This window comes from Krasilnikovia cinnamomea, assembly GCF_004217545.1.
GTDB classification, from domain to species: domain Bacteria; phylum Actinomycetota; class Actinomycetes; order Mycobacteriales; family Micromonosporaceae; genus Actinoplanes; species Actinoplanes cinnamomeus.
In genome coordinates this window covers 2,143,532-2,163,349 of the sequence record NZ_SHKY01000001.1, presented here as the reverse complement: position 1 = coordinate 2,163,349, position 19,818 = coordinate 2,143,532, and the positions used below count along the sequence as shown (strand labels likewise).

Genomic DNA, 19,818 nt, shown 5'->3' with positions numbered 1-19,818 from the left:
CGTCCCGCTAACGTATCGAAGTCGAGCGATCGACAACACCCTCGCCGCCCGCGCATACGGCGAAGGCCCGCCGGTCCACCGGCGGGCCTTCGGGAACGCGTTGCTCAGTGCGAGCTCGGCGGGGCCGCGTCCTTGCCCGGTGCGGGGTGCCGGTACGTCAGCTCCGAGCCCGGCAGGGGGAACTCCTGGTCGTCACCGAACGGGGACGGGCCGCCCGCGTTCGAGGCGATCAGCTCGGAGACCTCCATGCGGCCGTCCGGCCCCAGCGGCGGGCCCTGCGGCGGCCGGGCGCCCGACGGGCCCAGGCCCGCCGCGACACCCGTCACGCCCGCGGTGACGCTGGGCGTCATCTCACCGGCGTGCCCGGACTCCAGCTGGTCGCGGCGGAAGATCTTCCGGCCGAGCCAGACCAGCGGGTCGTAGCGGCGGTCGACGACCCGTTCCTTCATCGGGATGATGCCGTTGTCCGTGATCTTGATGTGCTCGGGGCAGACCTCGGTGCAGCACTTGGTGATGTTGCAGTAGCCCAGGCCCATGCTGGCCTGCGCGAACTCCTTGCGGTCGGTCCTGGCGTCCAGCGGGTGCATGTCCAGCTCGGCGGCGCGGATGAAGAACCGGGGGCCGGAGAACTCCGGCTTGTTCTCCTCGTGGTCGCGCACCACGTGGCAGGTGTTCTGGCAGAGGTAGCACTCGATGCACTTGCGGAACTCCTGCGAGCGCTCCACATCGACCTGCTGCATCCGGTACTGGCCGGGCTTCACCCCGGCCGGCGGGGCGAACGCCGGGGTCTCGCGCGCCTTCTCGTAGTTGAAGGAGACGTCCGTGACCAGATCCCGGATCACCGGGAACGTGCGCAGCGGCGTGATGGTGACGGTCTCGTTCGCCTCGAACGTGCTCATCCGGGTCATGCAGCCGAGCTTCGGCATGCCGTTGATCTCCATCGAGCACGAGCCGCACTTGCCGGCCTTGCAGTTCCACCGGCAGGCCAGATCCGGGCTCTGGGTGGCCTGGATGCGGTGGATGATGTCGAGGACCACCTCGCCCTCGTTGACCTCGACGTCGTAGTCCTGGATCTCGCCGCCCGACTCGTCACCGCGCCAGACGCGGAAGTGGCGCTTGGTGCCCATTACTTCGCCCCCTTGGTGGACGCGTCGAAGTCCGCGAGTTCCTCATCGGTCAGGTACTTGCCCAGCTCGGCGCGGTCGAACAGTTGCATCAGCTCGGTCCGGATCGTCGGCAGCGGCTTGCGTTCCAGCACCACGTCGTTGCCGTCCAGGGAGCAGACCAGGTTCACCCGGCGCCACTGCGGGTCCATCTTGGGGTAGTCCTCGCGGGTGTGCCCGCCGCGGGACTCCTCGCGTTCCAGCGCCGCCTTCGCGGTGCACTCGCTGACCACCAGCATGTTGCGCAGGTCCAGGGCCAGGTGCCAGCCCGGGTTGTAGCGGCGGCCGCCGCCCGCGCCGACGTTGGCCACCCGCAGCTTCAGCTCCTGCAGCCGCTTGAGCGCGTCGCTCAGCTCACCCTCGCGGCGGATGATGCCGACCAGGTCGCCCATCACCGCCTGGAGGTCCTGCTGCAACGTGTACGGGTTCTCCCCGCCCTCGCGCTGCAACGGCGCCAGCGCCGCGTCCACCGCCTTCTCCACGTCGGCCGTGGCCACCTTGGGCCGCTTGGCCAGCGAGTCGGCGTACGCGGCGGCGTGCTCGCCCGCCCGCTTGCCGAAGACCAGCAGGTCGGACAGCGAGTTGCCGCCGAGCCGGTTGGAGCCGTGCATGCCGCCGGACACCTCGCCGGCCGCGAACAGCCCCTCGACGTGACCGTGCGCGGCCGCCGAGTCCGGGTCGACCTCGACCCCGCCCATCACGTAGTGGCAGGTCGGGCCGACCTCCATCGGCTCCTTGGTGATGTCGACGTCGGCCAGTTCCTTGAACTGGTGGTGCATCGACGGCAGCCGCTTGATGATGGTCTCGGCGGGCATCCGGGTCGACACGTCCAGGTAGACGCCGCCCGCCTTGGTGCCCCGGCCCGCCTTCACCTCGCTGTTGATGGCCCGGGCCACCTCGTCCCGGGGCAGCAGCTCCGGTGGGCGCCGGTTGTTGTCCGGGTCGGTGTACCAGCGGTCCGCCTCCGCCTCGGTGTCCGCGTACTGCTTGCGGAAGACGTCGGGGACGTAGTCGAACATGAACCGCTTGCCCTCGGAGTTGCGCAGCACGCCGCCGTCGCCCCGGACCGACTCGGTGACCAGGATGCCCTTGACCGAGGGCGGCCAGACCATGCCGGTCGGGTGGAACTGCAGGAACTCCATGTTGATCAGCGTGGCCCCGGCGCGCAGGGCGAGGGCGTGGCCGTCCCCGGTGTATTCCCACGAGTTCGAGGTGACCTTGTAGCTGCGGCCGACCCCGCCCGTGGCCAGCACGACGGCGGGCGCCTCCAGCAGGATGAACTCGCCCGACTCGCGGTAGTAGCCGAACGCGCCCGCGACCTTGTTGCCGTCGAGCATCAGGTCGGTGATCGTGGTCTCGGCGAACACCCGGATGCGGGACTCGTAGCTGCCGGTCTCCCGGTGGTCCTCCTGCTGCAGCGAGACGATCTTCTGCTGCAGGGTGCGGATCAGCTCCAGGCCGGTCCGGTCACCGACGTGCGCCAGGCGCGGGTACTCGTGACCGCCGAAGTTGCGCTGCGAGATCTTGCCGTCCTTCGTACGGTCGAACAGCGCGCCGTACGTCTCCAGCTCCCAGATCCGTTCCGGGGCCTCCTTGGCGTGCAGTTCGGCCATGCGGAAGTTGTTGAGGAACTTGCCGCCGCGCATGGTGTCGCGGAAGTGCACCATCCAGTTGTCGCGGCTGTTCACGTTGCCCATGGCGGCGGCCGCGCCGCCCTCGGCCATGACCGTGTGCGCCTTGCCGAACAGCGACTTCGAGATGATCGCGGTCTTCTTGCCGGCCAGCCGGGCCTCGATCGCCGCCCGCAGGCCCGCGCCCCCGGCGCCGATCACGACGACGTCGTAGTGGTGTCGTTCGATTCGGGTTGTCATGTATGGGGGCCCTCTAGTTGATGAACCGCAGGTCGTTGATCCAATTCGCGGCGACCGCCATGACGTAGAAGTCGGTCAGCGCGAGCGTGCCCAGGGTGATCCAGGCCAGCGCCATGTGGCGGGTGTTCAGCTTGGACACGAGGTTCCAGAAGCTGTACCGCACCGGGTGCTTGGAGAAGTGCTTGAGGCGCCCGCCCACGATGTGCCGGCAGGAGTGGCAGGACAACGTGTACGCCCACAGCATCACCACGTTGCCGACCAGGATCACGTTGCCCAGCCCGAACCCGAAGCCCTCGGGGCTGTGGAACGCCACGATCGCGTCCCAGGTGTTGATGATCGAGATGACCGCGGCGGCGTAGAACGCGTAGCGGTGGATGTTCTGGAAGATCAGTGGGAACCGGGTCTCACCCGTGTACTTCTGGTGACCGTCGGGCACCGCGCAGGCCGGCGGCGACAGCCAGAACGCGCGGTAGTACGCCTTGCGGTAGTAGTAGCAGGTGAGCCGGAACAGCAGCAGGAACGGCAGCGTGAACGCCGCGTCCGGGATGAACCAGTTGGCCGGCAGCGGGGTGCCGAACTCGGCCGCGTTCCCACACCGTTCGGTGACGCACGGCGAGTAGAACGGGGTCAGGTAGTGGTACTCCTCGACCCAGAACCATTTGTGCATGAACACGCGGACGGTCGCGTAGGTGACCCACGCGGTCAGGCCCACGAAGGTGATCAGCGGCGGGAACCACCACCGATCCGTACGCAACGTCTTCGCCGCGATCGCAGCGCGTGTCCGCCCCGCGTCCGGCCTCGTTGCCGTCGTCGTCATTCAAGGTCTCCCTGAGAGTGCCCTGCATCGCGCGGCCCGCGCCCGATTTGCGGGCGTGTGCGGTTCCTGTGTGTGGCACACGTTACGCCGCGACTCCGGCGGTTCGTGCGCAAGGGAGTCTCGCGTGTGATCCCCGCGTGAAGCCAGAGCGTGACGTCGAACACAGCCACAGTGTGTACAACATCACTTTCAATCCCTCCGGCCCCGCCGGTCTCACCAGTCCCATTCGTGACTAACAGCCAGAAAAGGGATGAAAAGCTCAGCCGGAGGCATTGCCGGTCAGCTGCCACGAGGCCAGGTGCAGGGCGGGCGCCCGGTGCCGCACGCCGGACCAACGATCCGGCAGCGGCACGGACTCGGCGCCGATCCCGCGCACCGCGCCCGGGGCCAGCGCCAGCGGGTACGACTGCGTGAACCGCATGTTGCCGACCGCCCGGGTGATCCGGCCGTCCTCGATGAGCCAGACCCCGTTGCGGGTCAGGCCGGTGACGACCAGGCTCTTCTGATCCAGCACGCGGGTGTACCAGAGGTCCGTGATCAGCAGCCCGCGCGCCACGCCCGCGACCAGCGGAGCCGCCGACGGGGCCACCGGACCCGGCCCACCGCCCGCAGGACCGGCCGGGCCCGACGCGTCGCCCGCCCGGAAGGGCCCGGCCGGACCGGCCACCAGGCGCAGGTGGTGCGCGACCGGGCCCCACGACCGGGACACCGGCGAGCCGTGGCCGGTCGACGCCGCGCCCGCGTCAGCACCGGACCGGCGATCGTGCGTCACCGCCGCCGTGGTGCCGTTGCGGACCAGCACCAGCGCCGCCCGCGGCGTGCCCTCCACGTCGAACGGCAGGCCCGGCACCGGCTCGCCCGCGATCCCCAGCGGCTCGTCCACCAGCGTGATCGCCGGGTCGAACTGGGCCGCGCCCAGCTCCGCGAAGGACTCACCCTGCGCCCACGCCTTGCCGTTGAACCCGAACGCCGCCAGATTCGTCAGCAGATCCGCCACCGCCTCCGGCTCCAGCACCACCTCGTAGCGGCCCGGCGGCAGCTCGACCGGGTCGGCGGCGGCGCGCGCCTTGGCCGCCGCGCGGGCACCCAGCGCCGCACCGTCCAGCTCGGCCAGCCGACCGGTCGCCCAGCGGGCCACCCCGTCGGCCCCGGGCACCCGGGCGATGCCGTCCATGCCCGCGTCCGCCGCCCGCCCCTCGACGGACTGGCCGGCGCTGTTGGCGAACGCGGCGCCGGTGTGGCTGGTCCGGCAGAACCCGGCCGTCTCCAGGCCGCCCGCGGCGGCCACGAAGTCGCGGATCCGCGCGGCCCGCTCGTCCGGAGTGGCCTGCGCGGTTCCCTCGTCGACCAGGCCCGCCGCCGCCAGCGGTGCCGGCGGGGTCAGGCCCGGCCAGCGCGCGTCCGGCGGGCTGATCCGGGCGGCGGCGACCGTACGCTCGACCAGCGCCGCCAGCCCCGCCGCGTCCGTGACCGTGGTGGAGCCGACCGCCGTGCGCCCGTCCACGTGCAGGCGCAGCCGGACCGCCGTGGTGGCCTCCGCGACGTTCTGGTGGATCGCCGAGTTGGCGAAGCGGGTCAGCGCGTCCGCGGTGTGCGTCGCCACCACCTCCGCCTCGGCCCCCGGCCCGGCGATCCGGGCGGCGAGCTCCACCACGCGGCCCGCCAGCGTCAGCTCCGCGCCGCCGCGTACCGTCTCGGTCGTCATCCCCGCACCCCCACCCGGACGCCGGTGAAGCGGGCCGGTGCCGCCGGATGGCCGGTGTGGCCGATCTGGCCGGGCTGGCCCTTGCCGCAGTTCGGGGTGCCCCAGGCGACGATCTCCGACGACAGCATGTCCATCGACTGCCAGAACCTCGGGCCGATCCCCGTGTACGTGGGGTTGCGCAGCATCCGCCCCCGCTTGCCGTTCTTGATCTCATAACCGATCTCGCAGCCGAACTGGAAGTTCAGCCGCCGGTCGTCGATCGACCAGGAACGGTTGACGTCCATGAACACCCCGTCGTCCGTGGCCGTGATGATCTCGTCGAGGGTGTGCGGGCCCGGCTCCAGGCCCACGTTGGTCATCCGCACCATCGGCAGCCGCGCCCAGCCGTCGGCGCGGACGCTGCCCGCGTAGTCGAGCCCCGCGGCGGCGGCCGAATCCCGCCCGGCCAGCACCCCCACCCACCGCCCCTCGCGGACCGCGTCGCGCGGCGCCGCCGGGGTGCCCTCGTCGTCGTAGCCGAAGCTGCCGAGCGCGCCCGGGATCGTCGGGTCGATGGTGATGTTCATCAGCTCGGAGCCGTACCGCAGTGCGCCGAGCCGCTCCAGCTCCAGCCAGGACGTGCCCGCGAACGCGGCCTCCCAGCCGAGGATGCGGTCCAGCTCGATGGCGTGGCCGACCGACTCGTGGATCTGCAGGGCGAGCTGCTCGCTGCCCAGCACCAGGGTGGTCTCCTCGGCGGGGCACAGCGGCGCGCTCAACAGCGCCCGCGCCTCCTCGGCCATCCGGGGCGCGTGCTCCACCAGCGCCAGTTCGTCCACCAGCTCCCAGCCGCGCGTGCCGTACTGGCCGCGGTAGGACGGCCAGGACCGGCGCTGGATCTCGCCGTCGCCGAACGCGCTCGCGCTCACCCCGGCGCCGCACTCGCGGATGTGCTGGTCGATGCGGTGCCCCTCGCTGGAGACGAACCACTTGCGGGTGTCCCACAACTGGCAGATCCCCTCGGCCACGTCGGCGCCCGCGTCCCGGGCGGCGGCGGTGGCGCGCACCAGCAGATCGCCCTTGACCGACAGTGGCACCGACAGCGGGTCCACCTCGCACGGACTGGCCCAGCTCGCCTGCGCGGCGCCCGTCGGCACCAGCTCACCGGCGGCGCCGGGCACCGAGGCCGCGGCCTTCGCGAGCTGCGCGGCCTGCCGCCCGGCGGCCCGGGCCGCGGCGGAAGACAGTTCGGGTACGGCGTAGAAGCCCCAGCCGGAGCTGGTCAGCGCGCGTACACCCAGACCCGCGCTCTCGTCCGAACTCAGGTCCTCGATGTCACCGTCGCGGGCGGACACCGACTCGGTGCGGCGCAGCATCACGCGCGCGTCGGCGTAGCGGGCCCCGGCGTCGAGAGCGGCCTGCACCGCCGCCGACGCCTCGTCAAAGTGGCTCATGACGCGACCCTAGGCGACGGCTCCGACACGCCGCGCCCGAACCGTACGGTCATCCTGGCGGCAGCAGATCCTCCGGCCTGATCGTCGCCTGAACCGGATCGGTGAGGGTGAGCACGCCGCCCGGCAGCGTGACGGAGTGCTCGAGGTACCTGTCACCGGACAGCCGGTACAGGTGCAGCGCGCCGGTGTCCTGCTCCACGAGCAGGTACCAGGGAATCGCGGCGGCGGCGTAGTAGTGCATCTTGAGCACCTTGTCCGCCGAAGCGTTGGACGGCGACACGATCTCGCACACCATCCGCACCACGGCCGCGCTGACGAACACCTCGTCGAAGTCGAGGGGATCCGTGACCACTACGTCCGGGATAGGGACGCGGCCGGGGCGCAGCCGGACGTTGACGGCTTCGTGCACCTCAAGCTCGCCCGTATCCAGCGCATTGGCAAGACGTCGGGAGATGCGCTGGTGCCGGGGGGTGGGGGCGGGGGTCACGAACAGGCTCCCGTCGAACAGCTCGACGCGGTCGTTGGTCTCGCCGAGGGCGAGGAAGTCCTCCTCGGTCCACGGCCGCCCATGGCCGAAGATCGCTGTCGTCACGGGCACCTCCGGGTCCAATGGCGAACCTCGTCAGTCTCCCACGCCTCAGCGGCCGAACTCGACGCCTGTGACGCCGCCCAGGTGCATGACGTTGTCCTGGACGTACACGCCCTCCTTCAGGACGTAGCTGTACAGGCCGTTGAACTCCTGCTCGGCCAGCAGGTACCAGGGGATGCCCGCCGCCGCGTAGCAGTACATCTTCATCGCCCGGTCCACGGCCGCGCTGCCCGGCGACACCACCTCGCAGACCAGCCGCACCGCGGCCGCCTCGATGAACGGCGCGTCCAGGTTGATCGGGCCGGTCACCACCAGGTCCGGCACCGCGATCCGGCCCGGATCCAGGCGTACGGCGACGCTGGACAGGATGTTCATGTCGGCGCGCCCGGCGCGCAGCGCGACCGCCAGCGCGCCCACGATGAGCTGGTGCCGTGGCGTCTCCCGGGGGCAGGAGTGCAGGCTGCCGTCCCACAGTTCGACCCGGGCGCCGGTCGGGCCCAGCGCGAAGTAGTCGTTCTCGGTGAGCGGCAGGCCGGTGGTGGGCAGGACGCTGTCCGAAAGCAGGATCGTCATTCAGCGCTCCAGGCGGTCGGTGTGGTGGCGGATGAAGTCGAGCTCCCGCGCCGGGTCGGCGGCGCGGTCGAGCACGAGCAGCGCGTCGGTGGCCGGGTCCTCGGCGAGGCGGTGGTGGGCGTAGACCTCGGGGGAGTCGGCCTGGCGGCCCAGGTAGCGCTCGGCGAGGGCGGTGGGCAGGCGGGTGAAGTCGGTGACCGGGTCCCGGGCCACCGCGCAGCGGAACATGTCGTGGCGGCGGATCACCGCGAGGGCGGCCAGCCAGCCGCCGAGGCCGGTGCCGCGTACGGCGACCCGGGTCAGTTCCAGGTCGGGGTTCTTGCCGGTCAGCGCCAGCAGCGCGTCCACCTGGTCGGCGAGCGCCACATCGGCCAGCCGCCGGTGCACCACCTTCTCGAAGCTGGGCGCCACTCCGGGCGTACCCCGGGAATCGACGCTGACCACGGCGAACCCGGCGGCGGCCCACCACCGCCGGTCCCGCCAGGCCGCCTCGTCGAGGACGACCTGCTGGTGGCCGGGGCCGAGGCCGAGGTCGACCAGCACGGGCAGGCGGTTGCCGCTGAGATGGCCGGGCGGGTACAGCACCGCGGCGGGCAGCCGCCGGTCGGTGACCCGGGCGAGCGCCGGCTGCGGCACCTGCCGCGCGGATGCGGGGGCGGGGGCGGCCAGGATGCCGACGGCGGCGTCGCCGCGCCGGATCGTCCACGTCGGCGGCCCGGCCAGCGACGAGGAGGCCAGCACGACCACGTCGCCGCCGACCTCGGCGCGGTGCCAGCCGGGCTCGGTGGTCAGCCGCCGGGCGTCGGCCCCGCCGCCGACCATCGCGGTACGGATCGCGAACACGTGCTGCTCGGCCGGCTCGCCGTCGGTGCCCTCGACGATCAGGTCGGGTCCGGCCGCGGGGACGCCCGTGCGGGGCAGCACCCCGACCACCCGGCGCACGTAGAGGCCGGGCGGGGTGAGCAGGCTGCCGTCGGCGAACAGGCAGCGCGCGTCGAAGCCGTCGTGGGCGAGTTCCCCGCCGACCAGCACGCGGCCGTCGGGCAGGTGCCGGGGGGTGCCCGCGACCGGCTCGACCCAGCGGGCGTCGGCCAGCTCGGCGTGCACCTGGGTCTCCCCGGTACGCGGGTCGATGGAGAGCACCAGCCCGTGCTGCTGGGTGCGGCGCAGCACCGTGATCAGCGGCCCGCCACCGTCGCCCCAGTGCACGTCGACCAGGTACGGGTACGTCTCGCGGTCCCAGTGCACGTCGACCCAGCCGCCGTACAGGTCGAGCAGGTGCAGGCTGACCGACCCGGCGGCGCGTACGGCGAGGATCTGCCCGCCGCCGGGCGCCCACCACCAGCCGCGGGTCCGGCCGAACTGGGCGCTGGCCTCGTCCACCCGGCCCCAGCGCACGCCCGCCTCCCCGGCCAGCAGCTCGTCCGTGCCGTCCGGCGCGACGACCCGCAGGGTGTCCGCGTCGAGGTAGCCGATGTGGGTGCCGGTGGGATCGGGGTGGGGGTCGTCGGCGGGTGCGGGGGTGTCGACCTCGGTCACCTCGCCGGTGGCCAGGTCGGCGCGGTGCAGCCGCCCGTCGACCGTGAACGCGGCCGTGCGGGCGGGGCCGTCCACCCCGTACGCGCGGACCGGCCCCGGCGTGACGCAGCGCTGCGCGCCGGTGGCGACGGTGTGCACCCACAGCGCGCCCGCGCGCAGGAACGCCACGCGGGCGCCGTCCGCGCCGACCGTGACGGCGTACGGCGTGTCGGCCGCCCCGTCGGCCTGCTCCGTGAGCGTGGGAACCTCCACGACCACCAGCATCGCTGATCCGGCCCCCCTCGTGCGCCCCAAACCGGCATGACGGGCGCCGAACAGGGGCGCCGCGCGCAAGTGGGACACCCCTCGGGCGGCGGCGCCGCGCGTAAAGTTGCCGCCGTGACCGAGCCTTTACCGTCCCGCCGCCTGCTGCTGGTGCATGCCCACCCCGACGACGAGGTCATCGGGACGGGCGCCACGATGGCCCACTACGCCGCCGAGGGTGCCCTGGTCACGCTGGTGACCTGCACGCTGGGCGAGGAGGGCGAGATCCACGTGCCGGAGCTGGCGGAGCTGGCGGCGGGTCGGGCCGACCAGCTCGGCGGGTACCGGATCGCCGAGCTGCGGCGGGCCTGCGCCGCGCTGGGGGTCACCGACCACCGGTTCCTCGGCGCGGCGGGCCGCTACCGGGATTCCGGGATGATGGGGCTGCCCACCAACGAGCATCCCCGGGCGTTCTGGCAGGCGGATCTCGACGAGGCCGCCGGGTACCTGGTGGAGATCATGCGGGAGGTCCGCCCGCAGGTGGTCATCACGTACGACCCGAACGGCTTCTACGGCCACCCGGACCACATCCAGGCGCACCGGGTGGCGATGCGCGCCGCCGAGCTGGCGGACGCCGAGGGCTTCGGGCCGCAGAAGATCTACTGGACGGCGATGCCGGTCAGCGTGCTGGCCGAGGGCATGGAGGCGTTCCGGGAGTCGGCCAGCAACCCGTTCGCGGAGATCGAGCGGGTGGAGGACCTGCCGTTCGGCACGCCGGACGACGAGATCGCGGCCCGGGTGGACGGCACCGACCGGTACGAGCAGAAGATGGCGGCGATGCGCGCCCACGCCACCCAGATCCCGGACAACTCCTGGCTGTACGGCATCGCGGGCGACTTCGGCGGCGAGTTCATGGGCGTCGAGTACTACACCCTGGTCCGGGGCGAGCGCGGCGAGGTCAGTGGCCCGCACAAGTGGGAGAGCGACCTGTTCAGCAACGTCGTCGGCGCCGAGCCCCGATGACGGTTCAGGAGGCCGTGGTGGCCGAGCCGGTTCCGCCGCCGGGGCAGCCGCCGCGGCGGGCGCTGGAGACCGCCCTGCGTACGGCCGGGCTGGTGATCTCGGTGCTGGCGGCGCTGTTCAGCGGTCTGCTGGAGCTGTTCCTGACCCCGCTGCGGCTGGGCGGCGTGTGGGTCGGTGCGGCGGCGATTCCCGTCGCGGTGGCAGCCAACCTGGCACTGGCCTGGTTCGCGGTGACGACCGTGGGGCGCCGCTGGGCGCTGGGCCCGCCGTGGGTGGCCTGGACGGTGCTGATGCTGCTGGCCACGGGCTTCCGGCGGACCGAGGGCGATCACCTGGTGGACGCCCGGAATTGGGTGGCGCTGGCGACGGTGCTGGCGGGCAGCCTGGCGTTCGCGGTGTACGCGTACCGGATGATCCTGCGCTGGCCACCGGCCCCGCCGCGTTGAGGGCGGTGACCGCGGGGTCCCCGGGGCGCTACGATGCGCAGCCACGGCCGGTGTGCGTGCCGGGGCCGTGGCGCGTCCCCAGGGGAGGGCAACGATGAGGCAGCAGCGGTGGTTTCCGATCGTGGTTCTGGCGCTGAGCCTGTTCGCGATCAACGTGGTGGCCCGGCTGGTGATCCGGATCGGGTTCCCCGGAAACGAGACCGCCGAGAGCCGGGCGTCGGTCGTCATGTTCGCGGTCATCGGGCTGGTGCTGGCGACGCTCACGTTCCGGTGGTGCCAGCGGATGTCGCTGAGCCGGTGGCTGCCGGACCTGGCCGCGGCGGCGCTCGGGGGCATGCTGCTGACGGTCCTGGTCGGACCGTTCATCAGCGGCGACACGCCGTTCGCGGGCGGCGCGGGGAACTTCTTCTCCCAGATCTGGCTCTACAGCGGTTTCGCGATCGTCGGCACGCTGCTCGGCTACTGGATCGCCACGGCGCTCGGGCGCGACTACCGCTCGAAGTCGCTGCGCGCGTACGCGCAGGCCCGTACCACCCGGCCGCGCCGCGTCGTGGGTCGCTGACCGGCCTCAGACCGGGGCTTCCCGGGTGAGGTAGGTGTGGTGGGTGTCGAAGCCGACCCGCTGGTACAACGCGACCGCGCTCGTGTTGCGCTCCTCCACCTGCAGGTAGGCGCGGCTGGCGCCGCGCTGCGCCGCCCACCCGGCCATGGCCCGCAGGACGTGCTGCGCGAGGCCCTGCCGCCGCGCCCGGGGTGCGACCTGCAGCAGGCCGATGCCGTGCCACCGCCCGGCCCCGGTGACCGTCCCCCGGGCCACCGCCAGCAGCTCACCGTCCGCGTCGCGGACCTGCGCGAACACCGTTTCGGGTACGCCGGTGAGCACCCGCACGGCGGCCTCCGGCAGGCTGCCCTTGTGCTCGGCCACCATGGTGAACCAGTCGTCGGTCGGGGCGTCGGCGAGCTCGACCGCCGGTAGGTCGGGGCGCTCGGCGGTGGTGGCCAGCACCCGGCTCAGCGGCGCGGTCTGCACGAGGGTGAGCGGGCGGGCGGTCCAGCCGCGGTTGTCGAGGGCGGCGTTGACCGGGGCGGCCAGCGGCATCGGCGCGTTGATGAGGGCCTGCTGGCCGTGCCGGTCGTACCAGTCGACGACCGCGTCGATCGCGGCTTCGAGGGGGCGGTCGGGGTCGCCCACGGCGAGCGCGGAGTTGGCGCGGCCGGTCCAGTTCTGCGCGGCGCGCAGCACCCAGGCGCCGAGCCGGGCCTGGACGGCGGCGGGCCAGCCCTCGTTCGAGGCGAGTTCGAGGGCGATGACGTCGGCGGCGCGGGGGCGGCGGGTGGCCGGTACCCGTTTGGCCCGGTGCACCTCCTGCAGCGGCACGCGCAGCGGCCCCTGGGCGGTGGCCAGGGTGAGTTCCGTCTCGGTGAGGTCGACGAGTTCGCCGAGCGCATCCGTGAAAAGTGGGCGATCCTCAGATACGCCCACAATTCGGCGTACCACCACGCGGTGTCCTACATCCTGTCGCCGGAGCACGTGCGACCACCTCCGGCGGAGATACTAGGCTCACAACCGCCGTGGTCTGGTGCGGCGAGTCTTTGGAGGGAAAGGCCCGTGACCTACATCATCGCCGAGCCCTGCGTCGATGTCCTCGACAAGGCATGCATCGAAGAGTGCCCCGTCGACTGCATCTACGAGGGCAACCGGATGCTCTACATCCACCCCGATGAGTGTGTGGACTGCGGGGCCTGTGAGCCGGTCTGCCCGGTGGAGGCGATCTTCTACGAGGATGACGTCCCCGAGCAGTGGAAGGACTACACGAACGCGAACTACGAGTTCTTCGAGGACCTGGGCTCGCCCGGCGGCGCCTCGAAGGTCGGCAAGATCGACAAGGATGCCACGTTCGTGGGCGCCCAGCCCCCGCGCGGGGAGTGAGCACGCTCTCGTCGGCGCTGCCCGACTTCCCCTGGGATCTGCTGGAGCCCGCCAAGGCGGTCGCGGCGGCCCACCCGGGCGGAATCGTGGACCTGTCCGTCGGCACGCCGGTCGACCCCGTGCCGCCGGTGGTCACCGCCGCGCTGACGGCCAACGCCAACCTGCCCGGTTACCCGCTGACCGCGGGTACCGGGGAGGTCCGGGCCGCGATCGCCGCCTGGACGGCGGCGGCCTGCGGCGCGTCCGGCGAGGTCGGGGTGCTGCCGACCATCGGCTCCAAGGAGCTGGTGGCGTGGCTGCCCACCCTGCTCGGCGTGCGCCCCGGCGACACCGTGGTGATCCCCCCGGTCTGCTACCCCACGTACGAGGTGGGGGTGCGGCTGGCGGGGGCCACGGCGGTGCGTACCGACGCGCTGACCGCGGTCGGCCCGGATCCCCGGGTGCGGCTGGTGTGGATCAACTCGCCGTCGAACCCGACCGGCCGGGTGCTGCCCGCCGCCCACCTGCGCAAGGTGGTCGCCTGGGCCCGCGAGCGCGGCGCGGTCGTGGCCAGTGACGAGTGCTACCTGTCGCTGGGCTGGGACACCACGCCGGTCTCGGTGCTCTCCGACGAGGTCTGCGGCGGCGACTACACCGGCGTACTCGCCGTGCATTCGCTGTCCAAGCGCTCGAATCTGGCCGGCTACCGGGCCGGTTTCGTCGCCGGGGACCCGGCGCTGGTGGGCGAGCTGCTGGCCGTCCGCAAGCACGCCGGCATGATCGTGCCCGGCCCCGTGCAGGCCGCCATGGTGGCCGCCCTGTCCGACGAGTCGCACGTGGCCGAGCAGCGCACCCGCTACGGCGCCCGCCGCGAGCGGCTGCGCGCCGCCCTGACCGGCGCCGGGTTCGAGATCACCCACTCCGAGGCCGGGCTCTACCTGTGGGCCTCGCGGGGCGAGGACTGCTGGAAGACGGTCGACTGGCTGGCCGCCAAGGGCATCCTCGCCGCCCCGGGCGAGTTCTACGGCCCGGCCGCGGGCCAGCACGTCCGGGTCGCCCTGACGGCCACGGACGAACGCGTCGACGCGGCCATGCAGCGCCTGGCCGGCTGACGCGAGGCCCCGTCGCGGACGGCGCGGGGAATGATCAACGTCATATTGATTGGTGTCCTCCTGGGGCAATCGTTATGGTTCGCCACCATGACCAACATCAAGCGGGGGATCGCCGCGGTTGCGGCGGGTGCGGTGGCCGGCGTTCTCACTTTCGGCTCGGCGGCCTACGCCCGGCCCGTCCCGGTGACCGATTCGCCCTGTACCGACGAGCACATCTGCTTCTACGCGGGCGAGAACTTCGCCCGGCCGGCGCAGAGCGAGAACGCCGTCGACGACAACGGCTACCCCTGCCACAACATGTCCAGCGCGCTCAACAACAAGACCACGTCGATCGCGAACTTCACCCACTTCCAGTTCTACGTGTACGACAACGGCGGCTGCACCGGCTCGCCCCTGGCGACCATCTACGCGATGTCGGCGAACACCAACATCGGCCGCGCCAACAACGACCGGATCACCTCCTTCAGGATCTCCCGCCGCTAGTAACGCTGCGGCGAGACCACCGGGGCGCGCCCCGGTGGTCTCGCCGTTCTGGACGGCCCTGGTCCGGCGCGGCGTCCACAGGAGCGCGACCGCCGCCGTGCGGGCGTTGCCGCGCGCCGGTAGCGTCGGGGCCATGGCCGAGCAACCCACGGTGGTGGTCCGCGGCGAGGCGCTCCGGGAGGTGCCGCCCGAGCAGGCGGTCTTCTCCGTGACGGTGTCCGCCCGGGACAAGGATCGGGAGACGACGCTGGCCCGGCTCACCGAGCGGGCCGCCGGGCTGCGCCAGGCCCTGGACGACTATCCGGAGGCGATCGAGCGCCGGGAGACCAGCGGGATTTTCGTCCGGCCCGAGCTGAAGCGCTCCGGGGAGCGGGTGTCGGCGTACGCGGGGAGCGTCACGACGACGGTCACGGTCACCGACTTCACCGTGCTCGGGGAGCTGCTGCTGCGACTGGCCAACCGGGACCAGACCACGGTGGCCGGCCCGTGGTGGCAGTTGCGCCCCGGCAGCACCGCGGGCGCGGAGGTACGCCGCGCGGCCATCGCGGACGCCCTGTCCCGCGCCGCGGAGTACGCGGACGCGGTCGGCGCGCAGGTGGACCGTCTCGTCGAGATCGCCGACGAGGGCACCGGCCGGGCCCAGCCGATGATGCGCGCGATGGCGTTCGAGTCCGGTGGTGGCGCGCAGGGGATGGAGCTGGAGCTCGATCCGCAGCCGCAGACCGTGCAGGCCAGCGTGGTCGTCCGGGTGGCCGTCACGGAGCCCACGAAGCTGGGCTGACCTCGGCCGAGCTGCCCGGCGGCGCGGTCACCGGGCTATCATTCATTTCCGGCGCACCGCCTGCCCACGCTCTGTTACCGCGGTTTCGGCCGCCGACGGTGCGCCGCCAGCGCGACGGGTCTCTCCACGAGGGACCCGTTTTCGCGTTCTCCCGACCCCTCGCGCCGTCGACGTGGCCGCCGCCCCGACCGTCCGGCCGCCTGCGGGCGCATCGCACATTCCGGACCTGATTGTCATCAGCGACACTCCGGACGACCAGGCGGAGTATGCACCAATTCGGTCACTATGAGACTTTTGCCGGAATAACTACGCTTTGCTGATGCAGGCGTCCGGCGATCTCGCGCTCCAGGTCGTGCTGGCGGTCGCCGCGGTGGCCGCGGCCGCGTACGTCGCGGGCCGGGTGCACCAGTGGTACCGGCACGGCCTGCAGCGCGAGGTGGCCTACCGCCGCGGGTACGACCAGGCGTCGTCCACCCTGTTCGCGTTGGCGATCCGGACCCTGCGGGCCGCGTCGCCCCACGCCACCAACGATCGCGGGGGCTCGGCGACGCGCCTCGACGACCGGACGGGTGTCCGTTGATCAGTCAGCTTCGACCGGAGGGAAATGGCTCGGTATGACCGCGTCCGGCAATGACCTTGTCCCGATTCTGCTCGCGTTCGGGGTGATCATCGTGAGTGGATACCTCGCGGGCCGCGTCCACCAGTGGTATCGCACGGGGCTGCAGCGGGACGGGGCCTACCGCGCGGGGTACGACCATGCCTCCCGGTCCATGTTCGACATGGCGGTACGTGTCCCGCCGCCGCAGCCGGCCGTCGCGGCACCCGCACCGGCGCGCACACCCGGCTTGTCGATGGCCCGGCACACCCGGCCCGTCGGGCTGGGCCGCCGCCGGATCGTGGCCCACCGGCCGACCGTTCCGGACCGGCGCCGCCGCCGCGCGGCGCTGTGACGTGCGGCGACGTCAATGCGGACAAAAGGGTAAAAAGGATCAACCAGTGGGCGGGGGGAGTGTCGGCGCGGCCGATGCATCGGCCCTCCCGCGACTTCTAGGGTGGAGATCATGACTCCAGCAGGCAGCTCCGCGCTTCAGGTGGCGCTCGCGGTCGCGTTCGTCATCTTCACCGCGTACGCGGCGGGGCGCGTGCACCAGTGGTACCGGCAGGGTGCCGAGCGGGAGACGGCGTACCGGGAAGGCTACGACCAGGCTTCCCACACGCTGTTCCACCTGGCCACTCGCGCGCTGCCGGCACCGGGAGCCGAGCCGTCCACAGCCGATCCGGACGGCGGCGCCGTCGCCGGGTACGGCTGGGCGCGGGCCTCCTGAGAACGAAGCGAAACCGTTCCGCCCGATCCTCGGATGATCAGCTACTCGTCCGCCGACCTAGGGGTTTGAACAACGGCTGGTTAAGCCGATGGGTCGGCATTTCTGTAATCACTACGATCGTGAACATGACACCGATCGTGCTCCAGGTAGCGCTCTCCGTGGTTCTCGTCATTTTGACCGCGTACGCGGCGGGACGGGTCCACGAGTGGTACCGGCACAGTCGCGAGCGGGAAGCCGCTTATCGCGACGGGTACGACGAGGCGTCGCATTCCCTATTCCGCCTCGCCACCCGCACCGGCTCATCCGGTGGCGCCGCGCAGAACCGGTCCCGGCCGGCCGACGTCGTCCCCATCGACGCCGCCCGGCCGTCCCGCGGCGACAACCGGGAGGCCACCACCTACCGGCTACGACCCATCGGCACGCTCTGAACTGCGGGTCTCCTGCCGCGCGCTGTCCTCATCGCGGCCCCAGACCCGCCGGGGGAGCTGGACGGTCGCTCCACCGTCCCGACCCAGGAAAGAACGACCAGCATGACCGCACCCGGCAACAATGCCATTCTCATCGTGCTCGCCCTCGCGTTCGTCATCGCCAGTGGATACGCTTCGGGGCGAATTCACCAGTGGTACAAGAACGGTCTCGAAAGGGATCAGGCCTATCGCGAGGGATACGACCACGCATCGCATTCACTGTTCGACATGGCGATGCAGAACCGAGCCACCAGGGAACGGTCGGCCGAGGCGGTGTCGAAAGCGTCCGGAAAGGCCGTCGTGAAGCTCATGGAAACGGGCCGCACGCGTACGGTCGGTTCCGGTCGCCGGCGCATTCCCTCGGCCGGACCGAACCGTCCGGTCGACCAGAGGGGACGCCATTCGGCCGCCTGAGCCCGACCCGTCAGGCGCTGAGCACCGGGCCCCGACCCGGTGCTCAGTCGCTGGCGGGTGGCGGCGCGGCGGCGGACGGCGGCGTGGGGCTCGGCGAGCCGGAACAGCGCGAGCCACAGGTGGCGTCGGGTGAGGGACCCGTGGCCGGCGCGGACGCCGCGCCGGGATCCGAGCCCGGCCCGCCGCCCGACGTGGTGTCGCCGGTGGACTTGACGACCGGCGCCGGGGAGGCGGACACCCTCGGCGCTGGGGTGACGACGGTGCCGGACGGGGAGGGCGGGCGGCCGGCCGGGGGCGCGGGCGGGCTCATCGTGGTGCCGGCCACCAGGCTGGGATCCGCGCTGGGGTCGGCACCGCCCACCACCACGGGCGTGCCGTCGGGGCCGGGCCGCAGCTGGATCCCGTTCACGGTGATGGGTACACCCACCCCGGGCACGGTCACCGGCGCGCTCGGCCCACTGTCCACACTGACCCAGTGCGACCCGTACGCGGCGGCGACCGTGTACGTGGCCCGGTACCCGGCGGGTGCCTGCCGGTCCGTGCAGCGCGGCCGGGCGGTGGCGGGCACCTCGCAGGCCACCTGCGCGGCCGGGCCGAGGTGCCGGGTGACGACGTACCGGTCGACCGGGACACCACGCGCGAGCGGCTGCCACGCGATCCACGGCGGGGTGTGCACCCGGGCGCGCGGCGGGGCGGGCTGCGGGATCCGGGCCGCGTACACGGTGAAGGTGGCCGGTTGCACGGTGACGCTCCAACCGGCGAACGCGGCCACCCCGCCCGTGGCGGCCACGCCCAGCGCGGCGCCGACCACGATCAGCGGCTGGCGCACGAGGCCGCGCCGCGTACGGCCGCGCCGGCCCGCCGATCCGCGGCCGGTGTGGCCGCGCCGGTGGCTCACGGGGTGGCCCGGGTGGCGGCGGCGTCCAGCGCGATCGTGAACGTGGCCCGCTGGCAGGCGTCGACCACGGTGTTGGGCATGTGCAGCGGAACGGTGCCCGCCTCCCGGCTGTCCCCGGCGTCCACCCGCACCGGAAGCGGGCCGGTGTAGCGGCGCACCTCCAGGTTCGCGGGCACCGGCGCGCAGCCGGCGCGGGAGGTCGCCACGAGCGCGGCCCGCAGATCAGTGACGAGCAGATCGAAGTCGTACGGGTTGTCCAGCGTCAGCACGAGCCGCCGGTCCGTGCCGGGGACGAGGCCGTCGACGGGCGCCGCCCGTACGGTGAAGGAGAAGTGCTCCGCGCCGGAGGTCTGCTCGGCCGTGAGGGTCATCGCCTGCGCGCCCGGGTCGTCGTCGCGCAGCGCGACGCCCAGGGCCGCCGCGGACACGACGGCTGCCGCCGCGGCCGTGATGCGCTGCCACCGGTGCACGAGGGGACTCCGCTGTTTCAGGAAGCGTTGCTGACGCCGGTCGCCCGCACCGGGATGGTGAACGTGGCGCCCTGGCACGCGCTGTCGGAGGCGTTGGTCATCTTGACGCCGTCGGGGACGGTGAACACGCCGATGGTGTTCTTCGGGACCTCCCAGGACACCCGCAGCACATCCTGCGCGACGACGACGCCCGTGGTGCGGCAGCCGCCGTTGCGGTGCTCGCGGTCGGCGGTCACGTCGGCGGAGCCGGGCGACAGTGAGGTGATCCGTACCGGGAAGTTGTTCTGGTTGGTCACGGTGACGGTGAGGTTCGTCGTGCCGCCCGGGTAGAGCGGCCGGACGTCGTCGGACTTGCCTTCGAGCTTCAGCTCGATCGCGCTGCCCGCGACGGCCACCGCGTCGCCGCTGCCGCTGAGATTCCAGTACGCCCAGGCCGCGCCCGCGTTCACGAAGACCGCGGCCGCGGCCGCGACACCGAGGATCAGCTTGCCGCGGCGATCGAGCCTTCCTCGCGCCATCCTTCTCGCCTCCGGTTGACCGGCCCCCGGCACGCTGGG

Annotated in this window: 24 protein-coding genes; 12 read left to right on the top strand and 12 right to left on the bottom strand. The window is 72.4% G+C overall.

Annotation, left to right across the window (positions count from 1 at the left end; all coding sequences use genetic code 11):
* Positions 1 to 104: 104 nt before the first annotated feature.
* The 8 genes from EV385_RS09600 to EV385_RS09565 form a co-directional block, all read right to left on the bottom strand.
* Complete coding sequence (locus EV385_RS09600; protein ID WP_130509152.1) at positions 105 to 1,127, bottom strand: succinate dehydrogenase/fumarate reductase iron-sulfur subunit; 1,023 nt, start codon at positions 1,125 to 1,127, stop codon at positions 105 to 107.
* Positions 1,127 to 3,034 (bottom strand): fumarate reductase/succinate dehydrogenase flavoprotein subunit, encoded by a 1,908-nt coding sequence (locus EV385_RS09595; protein ID WP_130509151.1) that lies wholly within the window; start codon positions 3,032 to 3,034, stop codon positions 1,127 to 1,129. The genes EV385_RS09600 and EV385_RS09595 overlap by 1 nt, the downstream gene beginning before the upstream one ends.
* A 13-nt stretch (positions 3,035 to 3,047) precedes the next feature.
* Complete coding sequence (locus tag EV385_RS09590) at positions 3,048 to 3,851, bottom strand: hypothetical protein (RefSeq protein ID WP_130509150.1); 804 nt, start codon at positions 3,849 to 3,851, stop codon at positions 3,048 to 3,050.
* Between the two features lie 259 nt (positions 3,852 to 4,110).
* On the bottom strand, positions 4,111 to 5,556 hold the full coding sequence (locus tag EV385_RS09585; RefSeq protein ID WP_130509149.1) for a TldD/PmbA family protein: 1,446 nt from the start codon (positions 5,554 to 5,556) through the stop codon (positions 4,111 to 4,113).
* A complete protein-coding gene (locus EV385_RS09580; protein WP_130509148.1) occupies positions 5,553 to 6,989 on the bottom strand; it encodes a TldD/PmbA family protein in 1,437 nt (478 codons plus the stop codon). The genes EV385_RS09585 and EV385_RS09580 overlap by 4 nt, the downstream gene beginning before the upstream one ends.
* A 49-nt stretch (positions 6,990 to 7,038) precedes the next feature.
* A complete protein-coding gene (locus EV385_RS09575) occupies positions 7,039 to 7,581 on the bottom strand; it encodes a Uma2 family endonuclease (protein ID WP_130509147.1) in 543 nt (180 codons plus the stop codon).
* A 45-nt stretch (positions 7,582 to 7,626) separates the two neighbouring features.
* Positions 7,627 to 8,151, bottom strand: a complete 525-nt coding sequence (locus tag EV385_RS09570) for a Uma2 family endonuclease (protein WP_130509146.1) — start codon at positions 8,149 to 8,151, stop codon at positions 7,627 to 7,629.
* Entirely contained in the window at positions 8,152 to 9,954 is a 1,803-nt protein-coding gene (locus EV385_RS09565) for a prolyl oligopeptidase family serine peptidase (protein WP_130509145.1), read from the bottom strand. It abuts the gene before it with no gap.
* A gap of 114 nt (positions 9,955 to 10,068) precedes the next feature.
* Here EV385_RS09565 and mshB point away from each other — a divergent pair, with 114 nt between their 5' ends.
* From mshB to EV385_RS09550, 3 genes are all read left to right on the top strand, one after another.
* Positions 10,069 to 10,956 (top strand): N-acetyl-1-D-myo-inositol-2-amino-2-deoxy-alpha-D-glucopyranoside deacetylase, encoded by an 888-nt coding sequence (mshB, locus tag EV385_RS09560; protein WP_242624798.1) that lies wholly within the window; start codon positions 10,069 to 10,071, stop codon positions 10,954 to 10,956.
* Positions 10,953 to 11,402: a hypothetical protein gene (locus tag EV385_RS09555; RefSeq protein ID WP_165449433.1), complete on the top strand. Its 450-nt coding sequence runs from the start codon at positions 10,953 to 10,955 to the stop codon at positions 11,400 to 11,402. Before mshB ends, EV385_RS09555 begins: the two co-directional genes overlap by 4 nt.
* A 94-nt stretch (positions 11,403 to 11,496) precedes the next feature.
* Complete coding sequence (locus EV385_RS09550; protein WP_130509143.1) at positions 11,497 to 11,964, top strand: hypothetical protein; 468 nt, start codon at positions 11,497 to 11,499, stop codon at positions 11,962 to 11,964.
* A 6-nt stretch (positions 11,965 to 11,970) separates the two neighbouring features.
* Here EV385_RS09550 and EV385_RS09545 read toward each other — a convergent pair whose 3' ends face one another.
* On the bottom strand, positions 11,971 to 12,933 hold the full coding sequence (locus tag EV385_RS09545) for a GNAT family N-acetyltransferase (protein ID WP_130509142.1): 963 nt from the start codon (positions 12,931 to 12,933) through the stop codon (positions 11,971 to 11,973).
* Positions 12,934 to 13,011: 78 nt separating this feature from the next.
* Here EV385_RS09545 and fdxA point away from each other — a divergent pair, with 78 nt between their 5' ends.
* The 9 genes from fdxA to EV385_RS09500 all read left to right on the top strand — a co-directional run bounded on the left by fdxA (position 13,012) and on the right by EV385_RS09500 (position 17,893).
* Positions 13,012 to 13,332, top strand: a complete 321-nt coding sequence (fdxA, locus tag EV385_RS34945; protein ID WP_242624797.1) for a ferredoxin — start codon at positions 13,012 to 13,014, stop codon at positions 13,330 to 13,332.
* Positions 13,329 to 14,423 (top strand): succinyldiaminopimelate transaminase, encoded by a 1,095-nt coding sequence (gene dapC, locus EV385_RS09535; protein WP_242624796.1) that lies wholly within the window; start codon positions 13,329 to 13,331, stop codon positions 14,421 to 14,423. Before fdxA ends, dapC begins: the two co-directional genes overlap by 4 nt.
* A 30-nt stretch (positions 14,424 to 14,453) precedes the next feature.
* On the top strand, positions 14,454 to 14,906 hold the full coding sequence (locus tag EV385_RS09530; protein WP_130509140.1) for a peptidase inhibitor family I36 protein: 453 nt from the start codon (positions 14,454 to 14,456) through the stop codon (positions 14,904 to 14,906).
* 133 nt (positions 14,907 to 15,039) lie between these two features.
* The gene (locus EV385_RS09525; RefSeq protein WP_130509139.1) at positions 15,040 to 15,687 is read left to right on the top strand and encodes an SIMPL domain-containing protein; all 648 of its coding nucleotides are present in this window, start codon (positions 15,040 to 15,042) and stop codon (positions 15,685 to 15,687) included.
* Positions 15,688 to 16,006: 319 nt separating this feature from the next.
* The gene (locus tag EV385_RS09520) at positions 16,007 to 16,267 is read left to right on the top strand and encodes a hypothetical protein (RefSeq protein WP_130509138.1); all 261 of its coding nucleotides are present in this window, start codon (positions 16,007 to 16,009) and stop codon (positions 16,265 to 16,267) included.
* A 34-nt stretch (positions 16,268 to 16,301) separates the two neighbouring features.
* Positions 16,302 to 16,637, top strand: coding sequence for a hypothetical protein (locus EV385_RS09515; RefSeq protein ID WP_130509137.1), 336 nt, complete (start codon positions 16,302 to 16,304; stop codon positions 16,635 to 16,637).
* Between the two features lie 111 nt (positions 16,638 to 16,748).
* On the top strand, positions 16,749 to 17,012 hold the full coding sequence (locus EV385_RS09510; protein WP_130509136.1) for a hypothetical protein: 264 nt from the start codon (positions 16,749 to 16,751) through the stop codon (positions 17,010 to 17,012).
* A 125-nt stretch (positions 17,013 to 17,137) separates the two neighbouring features.
* Positions 17,138 to 17,440 (top strand): hypothetical protein, encoded by a 303-nt coding sequence (locus tag EV385_RS09505; protein ID WP_130509135.1) that lies wholly within the window; start codon positions 17,138 to 17,140, stop codon positions 17,438 to 17,440.
* Positions 17,441 to 17,542: 102 nt separating this feature from the next.
* On the top strand, positions 17,543 to 17,893 hold the full coding sequence (locus EV385_RS09500) for a hypothetical protein (RefSeq protein ID WP_130509134.1): 351 nt from the start codon (positions 17,543 to 17,545) through the stop codon (positions 17,891 to 17,893).
* 43 nt (positions 17,894 to 17,936) lie between these two features.
* Here the strand turns inward: EV385_RS09500 and EV385_RS09495 are convergent, their stop codons facing one another.
* The 3 genes from EV385_RS09495 to EV385_RS09485 form a co-directional block, all read right to left on the bottom strand.
* Positions 17,937 to 18,722, bottom strand: a complete 786-nt coding sequence (locus tag EV385_RS09495) for a hypothetical protein (RefSeq protein WP_130509133.1) — start codon at positions 18,720 to 18,722, stop codon at positions 17,937 to 17,939.
* A 65-nt stretch (positions 18,723 to 18,787) separates the two neighbouring features.
* A complete protein-coding gene (locus EV385_RS09490; RefSeq protein ID WP_130509132.1) occupies positions 18,788 to 19,261 on the bottom strand; it encodes a hypothetical protein in 474 nt (157 codons plus the stop codon).
* Positions 19,262 to 19,278: 17 nt separating this feature from the next.
* Entirely contained in the window at positions 19,279 to 19,779 is a 501-nt protein-coding gene (locus EV385_RS09485) for a hypothetical protein (protein ID WP_130509131.1), read from the bottom strand.
* Positions 19,780 to 19,818: the final 39 nt, after the last annotated feature.